Origin of the sequence: Allocoleopsis sp., assembly GCF_036703385.1 — a bacterium.
Classification (GTDB): domain Bacteria; phylum Cyanobacteriota; class Cyanobacteriia; order Cyanobacteriales; family Coleofasciculaceae; genus Allocoleopsis.
Map to the genome: position 1 here is coordinate 1 of NZ_DATNPA010000707.1, position 6,208 is coordinate 6,208.

The 6,208-nt window shown below is 46.5% G+C and carries 9 protein-coding genes; 4 read left to right on the plus strand and 5 right to left on the minus strand.

Features of this window, described 5'->3' with window-relative positions:
* Window positions 1-355: 355 nt before the first annotated feature.
* Complete coding sequence (locus V6C93_RS33240) at window positions 356-1,804, minus strand: glycoside hydrolase 100 family protein (protein ID WP_333480966.1); 1,449 nt, start codon at window positions 1,802-1,804, stop codon at window positions 356-358.
* Window positions 1,805-1,891: 87 nt separating this feature from the next.
* Between V6C93_RS33240 and V6C93_RS33245 the strand changes: the two genes are divergently transcribed.
* Both V6C93_RS33245 and V6C93_RS33250 read left to right on the plus strand, forming a co-directional pair.
* Window positions 1,892-3,481: an NAD(P)/FAD-dependent oxidoreductase gene (locus V6C93_RS33245; RefSeq protein ID WP_333480967.1), complete on the plus strand. Its 1,590-nt coding sequence runs from the start codon at window positions 1,892-1,894 to the stop codon at window positions 3,479-3,481.
* Window positions 3,482-3,695: 214 nt separating this feature from the next.
* Window positions 3,696-3,914 carry a type II toxin-antitoxin system HicA family toxin gene (locus tag V6C93_RS33250; RefSeq protein WP_333480968.1) on the plus strand — a complete coding sequence of 73 codons (219 nt, stop codon included), beginning with the start codon at window positions 3,696-3,698 and terminating at the stop codon, window positions 3,912-3,914.
* 21 nt (window positions 3,915-3,935) lie between these two features.
* On the opposite strand, the gene V6C93_RS33255 is transcribed toward V6C93_RS33250, so the two are convergent.
* The 3 genes from V6C93_RS33255 to V6C93_RS33265 all read right to left on the minus strand — a co-directional run bounded on the left by V6C93_RS33255 (window position 3,936) and on the right by V6C93_RS33265 (window position 5,256).
* Entirely contained in the window at window positions 3,936-4,178 is a 243-nt protein-coding gene (locus V6C93_RS33255; protein WP_333480969.1) for a hypothetical protein, read from the minus strand.
* Between the two features lie 349 nt (window positions 4,179-4,527).
* On the minus strand, window positions 4,528-4,893 hold the full coding sequence (locus tag V6C93_RS33260) for an endonuclease domain-containing protein (protein WP_333480970.1): 366 nt from the start codon (window positions 4,891-4,893) through the stop codon (window positions 4,528-4,530).
* A gap of 123 nt (window positions 4,894-5,016) precedes the next feature.
* Window positions 5,017-5,256, minus strand: a complete 240-nt coding sequence (locus tag V6C93_RS33265; protein WP_333480971.1) for a helix-turn-helix transcriptional regulator — start codon at window positions 5,254-5,256, stop codon at window positions 5,017-5,019.
* A gap of 139 nt (window positions 5,257-5,395) precedes the next feature.
* Here V6C93_RS33265 and V6C93_RS33270 point away from each other — a divergent pair, with 139 nt between their 5' ends.
* Window positions 5,396-5,683, plus strand: coding sequence for a hypothetical protein (locus tag V6C93_RS33270; protein WP_333480972.1), 288 nt, complete (start codon window positions 5,396-5,398; stop codon window positions 5,681-5,683).
* Window positions 5,680-5,889, plus strand: coding sequence for a hypothetical protein (locus V6C93_RS33275; protein WP_333480973.1), 210 nt, complete (start codon window positions 5,680-5,682; stop codon window positions 5,887-5,889). Before V6C93_RS33270 ends, V6C93_RS33275 begins: the two co-directional genes overlap by 4 nt.
* Before the next feature lie 134 nt (window positions 5,890-6,023).
* On the opposite strand, the gene V6C93_RS33280 is transcribed toward V6C93_RS33275, so the two are convergent.
* A partial coding sequence (locus V6C93_RS33280) for a hypothetical protein (protein WP_333480974.1) occupies window positions 6,024-6,208 on the minus strand: 185 nt, incomplete at its 5' end.

Genomic DNA, 6,208 nt, shown 5'->3' on the forward strand with positions numbered 1-6,208 from the left:
TTCAACTTGATAAACCATTTGAAAAGAGTCTATTGCCTCTTTAAGCTGAGAAATTGCTCCATCTTGACTACTACCTTGACCTACTAACCCATTTTCCAGACACAAAGCAACCCAGTAACCTGCACTTTTTCTCAAAATGGCTGTATAAAATTCCATTTTTGTTTACTTAATAGCAATTAAATAGTTTTTCAATAAAATTTGAACTAAAAACACTTACTAATGGCAAGAGAAATGAAACAAGGAATTACGCAACTAGTTACGCTATCCGCTACATGTAGAGGCAAGGCACCTTACCCCTACAAAGATAGAGTATTTAGGCAGAAAATGAGTAACTTTTGACTTACTTATGAACTCATTACTCACTCACTCCCGGTTCACCATCAAAACTAATTAAGCTTAAATGATCGCGGTCTTGAATCAGGTATTTGGCAACTAAATATCCAGCAATTGTCCAAGTTTGATAGAGCCTCGCCTCTCTCCCAATTACATCACCATCCTTACCATCGTAATATTCAGGCCACTCATCATCCAGTAAGTAATTTTCAGCCAGCTGAATTGCCCGTTCAGCTATATCTATTTTCTTCGTTTTTAGAGCGGCAGCTGTTAAAGACCAGAGCATAACTGGCCAACTTCCACCATTATGGTACGACCAAGGGACATTTTTGGGGTCGCATCCTGTTATACTCTCCCAATCCCGTTCCTCAAGGGCTGGATAACACAGTTTCATCGGCATATGTCCCATCAGTTTTGACCATTGCAGGTCAATTAAATGCATAATGCTTTGTGACTGGTCAGGTGTAGCTAATCCAGAAATAATACTGAGCAAGTTACCTTGAGAAAAAAATCGAAAATCGATCCAGCCAACACCCAGATTTCCGACTAAGTAACCTCCTTTTCGATCTACCCAAGGAAGTACCCATTCAGGAACAGAATTCTCGTAGATGTTGAACTTATTTAAAGCCGTTTCCCCAAACTCTTCCGTCTGGTAGCGATAGATTGCCCTCACTCGTTTGGGGTCTAGCCAATACCGTTCTCGAATGTATTGAGTCAGCAAATACAAACGGCTATCGACCTCCCGCTTTTCAATATAACTTTCATTCGTAAGCAGTTCGTAACGAGCAGAACGCAAAGCATGATGAAATAACGCTTGAATTTCCAACGGATGCCCATAAACCCCCATCCGGCGATCAATCATAAACGCCGCTTCTGGCACTAACATGGTTGGGGTCATGTCGAATCGCTTGCTCAAGCAAATATCCAAAATTAATTGAATACCCCGTTGAAATTCTATACGGTGGGCAATGCATTCTTCCGGTCGGTTGGCTATCTTACAAGCCTTCTCATAAGCCCGCAACAGAATAATCCACCACAAACCCGAATCAACAGGTGTTACTCGACCAATTGCTCGCTGACCAAAATCCGGTTCAATTTCTTGATTTGAGGTTACTTCAAAGCTAGCAGGCATCAAACCTTCTCCTAGCCGAATCCCATCAATGAGAAGTTCTTTCCCTTCCCAAGTTTGCCTCACTTCACCAAATAAACCTTGACCTCTTTTTAGCCCAGCTCTGTCAGACTGCAAAGCTAAGGTAAATTCAAGAAAGTTGCGGACAATTTCTCTTTCCCCTTGCATGAGAAAGGCAAGTCCTGAAGGAACAAAATCCCGGACAAAGCAATGTCCATAATTGAGTTGTTCTTCTTGAGGCCCTTCTTCTTTCGCCGCTACTGTCCCGACAGGCTGTTGCTGATAAGTCATCACTGACTGCTTAAGTCTTGCCTGAGCCTCTTCTACTATCCGGCTATTCATCACTCTGGTCTGCACTGTTTTTTGTCTCTTCTATTGAACGAATAAAATCACAACCTCAACAAGAGAAATCTCGCCTAATTTGGAAAGATGAGCCTTGATGAGAGGATACTGGTATGGAGTATAGGAATCGGAGAAGCACCCTTGAGCCTTGATGCGATCGTTATTGGTAGCGGCATTGGCGGATTAACGGCTGCCTCTCTACTGGCACGGTACGGCGATCGCGTGCTAGTGTGCGAGAGCCACACGATCGCAGGTGGTGCCGCTCATAGTTTTAAACGACGAGGGTTTGAGTTTGATTCGGGTCCATCATTTTACTGCGGTTTAGGTGACCAACGCCCCAGCCTTAACCCGTTGCGGCAAGTGCTGGACGTTCTGGGCGAGTCACTACAAGTCGTTCCTTACGACCCTTTGGGATATTACCACTTCCCGGAAGAAACGTTTCCGGTTTATAGCAATAGCGATCGCTACCGAGAGGCTGTTGCTCAGATTACACCCCAAGGAGCTAAGGAACTTGAAGGATTTGAAAAACGCTTGTTGCGCCTCTATGACTGCTTACGGAATATTCCAACCCTTGCTCTGAGAGCCGATTGGCAGCTCATTCCTATCCTATTGGGACGCTATTTACCCTCCCTGTTCAAACTACTGCCTCAACTGGGTATTATCCAGGGTTCCGTTGGGGGTGTTATGGACAAAGAGGTTTGTGACCCTTGGGTGCGGCGGTTAATTGATTTAGAGTGCTTTCTCCTATCGGGACTGAAGGCAAACGGCACGATCGCACCAGAGGTAGCATTTATGTTGGGTGAACGCACCCGTGCGGGTGTGGAGTATCCAATTGGGGGCAGTGGGGCAATTGTTGACGCCTTGGTACGCGGTTTAAAACGCTGGGGTGGTGAGTTACGACTGAATGCTCATGTTGAGCAAATCTTGGTCGAAGCAGGTAGAGTCGTTGGGGTACGGTTACGGCAGGGGGAAATCCTCAAAGCCCCTGTGGTCATCTCCAATGCTACGATTTGGGATACTTTTGTAGGGTCAAACGGTCGTTTGCCCCTAGTGCGACAAGAAGACTTACCCCAGTCTTACCGCCAAGCTGCCTTAGAGACACCTGCGGTTGATAGTTTCATGCACTTACACCTGGGTATCCGGGCAGAAGGATTAGGGGGGCTGACAGGGCATCATGTGGTTGTTCACGATGCCAGTAAGGATATTACAGAACCGGGAAATACGTGCATGATTTCCATTCCCTCCGTATGGGATGCCAATCTCGCCCCAGAGGGGCATCATGTGGTTCATGCCTATACTTTAGAACCCTACGAAGGATGGCAACGGGAGGAGGGGTATGAGGAGAAGAAGAAAGTGCGATCGCAACCCTTATTTCGTGCCTTGGAACGCATCATTCCCGATATCCGACAACGCATCGTCTTAGAACTGATCGGCACCCCCCTAACTCACGCCCACTACCTGCGCCGTTATCAAGGAACCTATGGCCCTGCGATCGCGGCGGGTAAAGGGATGTTTCCCAGTTGCCAAACCCCGATTGCTGGTTTATACCGCGTCGGGGATAGCACCATGCCAGGGATTGGGGTTCCTGCGGTTGCCGCATCCGGTATCCTCTGTGCCAATACCTTGGTGACGCCTCAACAAACCTCAGAATTATTGGTAAATCTAAGCAAGAACTGACTTGGTTTCTTCGCTAATTTTGCTAGTTTCTGGCTCAATTTCTGCTGGATTTTAGATTATCGTGGTTTCGGTACAACCGTTGTTAAGGGGATAAAACTTGAGTAAAAGCCAAGGTTGTTGCGGTGTCCTAGTTAATGGAAGTGACTTTCTGGGAGCGAATCAATACTGTTGATACTTGTAGGAATTCACCTATGAATCAACTTAGGTAATCATTATGCCCTCCTTTGGCTCTATCTCCCGTCGTGACTTGATTGCTGCATTACGCAATGCTGGTTTTGAAGGGCCATATTCAGGTGGAAAGCACCAATTTATGGTTCGTGATAGTCTGCGAGTTCGGATTCCGAATCCGCATCAAGGAGACATTAGTCAGAATCTATTGGCAAGAATTTTGAAGCAGGCAGGGATTGACCGAGAGGAATGGGAAGATTTGTAGTTACACTGGTCTGCCAGCCATTTAGGCGACAGATTTGACTTTGATGGTCACGCCGTCAAATTCCGGCAGCTCATGACCCATTGCAATACCAACGATCACCCACTCCTCCAGCACATCTAAGAGTTCCTTGCGGCAGGTTTCTAGCGTACTACCTGTTGCCCATACTCCTGGTGCACCAGAAATTTCCCCGTAAAAGCCTTCTTCATCCTCAAGCAGTTCATAGTGTGCTGCTGCCATCGCCTTGTGAAGATATTCCTGAATCATTTGCCACCTCTAGGCATTGTTAAATATATCTTAGTGCGATTGCTCTTCTCAATCTCCCCAACAGGTGATTTGCAGAGGTTCGTGGGTAATGCACCGGTCTAATTGAGATTGCTAAACTATGGACTGGAACAACAATCAATGTTGAATCCAGGGCTGTAGCGGAGAATAATTACATGACAGGTAATCACAATATTGACACGGGCGGCGGTAGTTATAACATCCACACAGGCGGTGGTAATTACAACGCTTCTCTAACAAAAAAAGTATCTGTTTTCAGTCGGCGAGTCAATTGATATTACTCCCCCCTTAATAAGGGAGGCTGGGGGGGTCAACTCGGCAACTCATCACTTCACCATAATTCCCAAATTTCCTGAGTAATCCTCTCCAAAACCCCTTCCAAATTCTCGTATACTTCATCATTCGTAAACCTTAAAAACCTAATTCCAACTGACTCGATAAAAGCCTGTCTTTCCCGATCATATTCTTGTGCGCCATCTTGAAAATGGCTGTCTCCATCAATTTCTATCGCTAGTTTAAGTTCAGGGCAATAAAAATCGATAACGAACTGATCGACACCGTATTGGCTGCGAAACTTACAGCCTTCAATCTGCTTAGATTTGAGTTTTTGCCAAATCATAAATTCTGCTTTTGTCATATTCCGACGAAGCTGTTGCCGTTTCGCTTTTTCGGATGCTCTGTTATAAAGTTTGGTCATGGCTATAGTTGGGTTTTATAGATGGTCAGTCGTTATAAGTGTTTGCCCTCTTACCCCCCCAGCCCCCCTTGCTAAGGGGGGAGCAAGAGAAGAGGAAAGCGATCGCACTTTCTTCCCCTATCCCTACTCCTTCTCCTCACCTACAACACCAAGGTAAAGCCTGATAAACTCCTCAGCGGCGGCTGGCTCGATTTTCCTCAAAGCTACAACGATATCAGCAATGGTGTCACCCGTTGGGTCTATCTGTTCGTGATACCAGCGACCAACATTTGAGCGTCTAGTTTCCATTACTACTGCCAACCTATTCTGCGTAATTCCGTAGGTTTCTAAAACCTGCTTAAGGGCTTTGCCTACTTTTCCCATGCCCCTCTTCGTGAAGCGTGTCCCAAGGACATCGTGTCAGAGGCTGATGACTCCGTAAATGTCTCGTTTATGGAGACGTGATGTAGAATTGAGATGTCTCACATATGGAGACATTGTCTTTCACTAGAAACCATTACCAATGAAAAAATCCAAAGCGACGGAAGCACTCCGAGTCGCCACAGATATTGCTGCCATCAAAGCAGCACTGCATCAACGCGGCTATCGACTTCGCAAACAACCCAAACAGCCCGTTTGGAAAGTCATCATCACCCCCGAAATCTTCTACACGCTGACTTATCAACCCGCCCCAGTGAGCGCCTGGGTACTTCACCCGCAAGACAACGACATCAGACGCCAAACCCTTGAAACCATCATTCAACAAGCCATAAAAAAGCAACCCACAAACCACATTAGGAGGGCGTCATGACTTATGTAGAACGGCTCAATCCCTGGTGCATCATTCGCCCCTTCCCCAATATGCGTACCCTCATCGTCGGACGCTTTCGCCGCCGAGTTGACGCGGAAGGGCATCTACGAATCCTCAAGCAAATGATGCCAACTGTTCCCTTTGAAGTTGTTTTTGACGCAATGCCAGATGAGGTAGAAACCTGCGTGCAAAAGTCCCCGGAATAACTTCCCTAACCTCTCTTATTAAGGCTACCGTCTACACACATCTCCACGATCAACCTCAAAATGCTGCATTTAGCCCCCCTAACCCCCCAACTTTGGGGGAACCAGAACTTCAAAGTCCCCCAGAATTGGGGGATTTAGGGGGCGAGAAAGACTGGTGTATACACGAGTAGCCTTACTAAAGGATCGGGAGGGGTTCTTCCCAGATTCAGCACAGACTGCACCGACTCCACAACAGCCATGAATGTCCTACGCCGTCGCATCAACCCCGAAACCTTTGTCATTACCCGCAAACAACTCGCCAAATATCTCAAAACTGACC

Coding starts and splice junctions, on each gene's coding strand:
- V6C93_RS33250 (WP_333480968.1), top strand. CDS start 3,696: ATGCCCTCCTTTGGCTCTATCTCCCGTCGTGACTTGATTGCTGCATTA.
- V6C93_RS33275 (WP_333480973.1), top strand. CDS start 5,680: ATGACTTATGTAGAACGGCTCAATCCCTGGTGCATCATTCGCCCCTTC.
- V6C93_RS33260 (WP_333480970.1), bottom strand. CDS start 4,893: ATGACCAAACTTTATAACAGAGCATCCGAAAAAGCGAAACGGCAACAG.
- V6C93_RS33240 (WP_333480966.1), bottom strand. CDS start 1,804: ATGAATAGCCGGATAGTAGAAGAGGCTCAGGCAAGACTTAAGCAGTCA.
- V6C93_RS33265 (WP_333480971.1), bottom strand. CDS start 5,256: ATGGGAAAAGTAGGCAAAGCCCTTAAGCAGGTTTTAGAAACCTACGGA.
- V6C93_RS33255 (WP_333480969.1), bottom strand. CDS start 4,178: ATGATTCAGGAATATCTTCACAAGGCGATGGCAGCAGCACACTATGAA.
- V6C93_RS33245 (WP_333480967.1), top strand. CDS start 1,892: ATGAGCCTTGATGAGAGGATACTGGTATGGAGTATAGGAATCGGAGAA.
- V6C93_RS33270 (WP_333480972.1), top strand. CDS start 5,396: ATGAAAAAATCCAAAGCGACGGAAGCACTCCGAGTCGCCACAGATATT.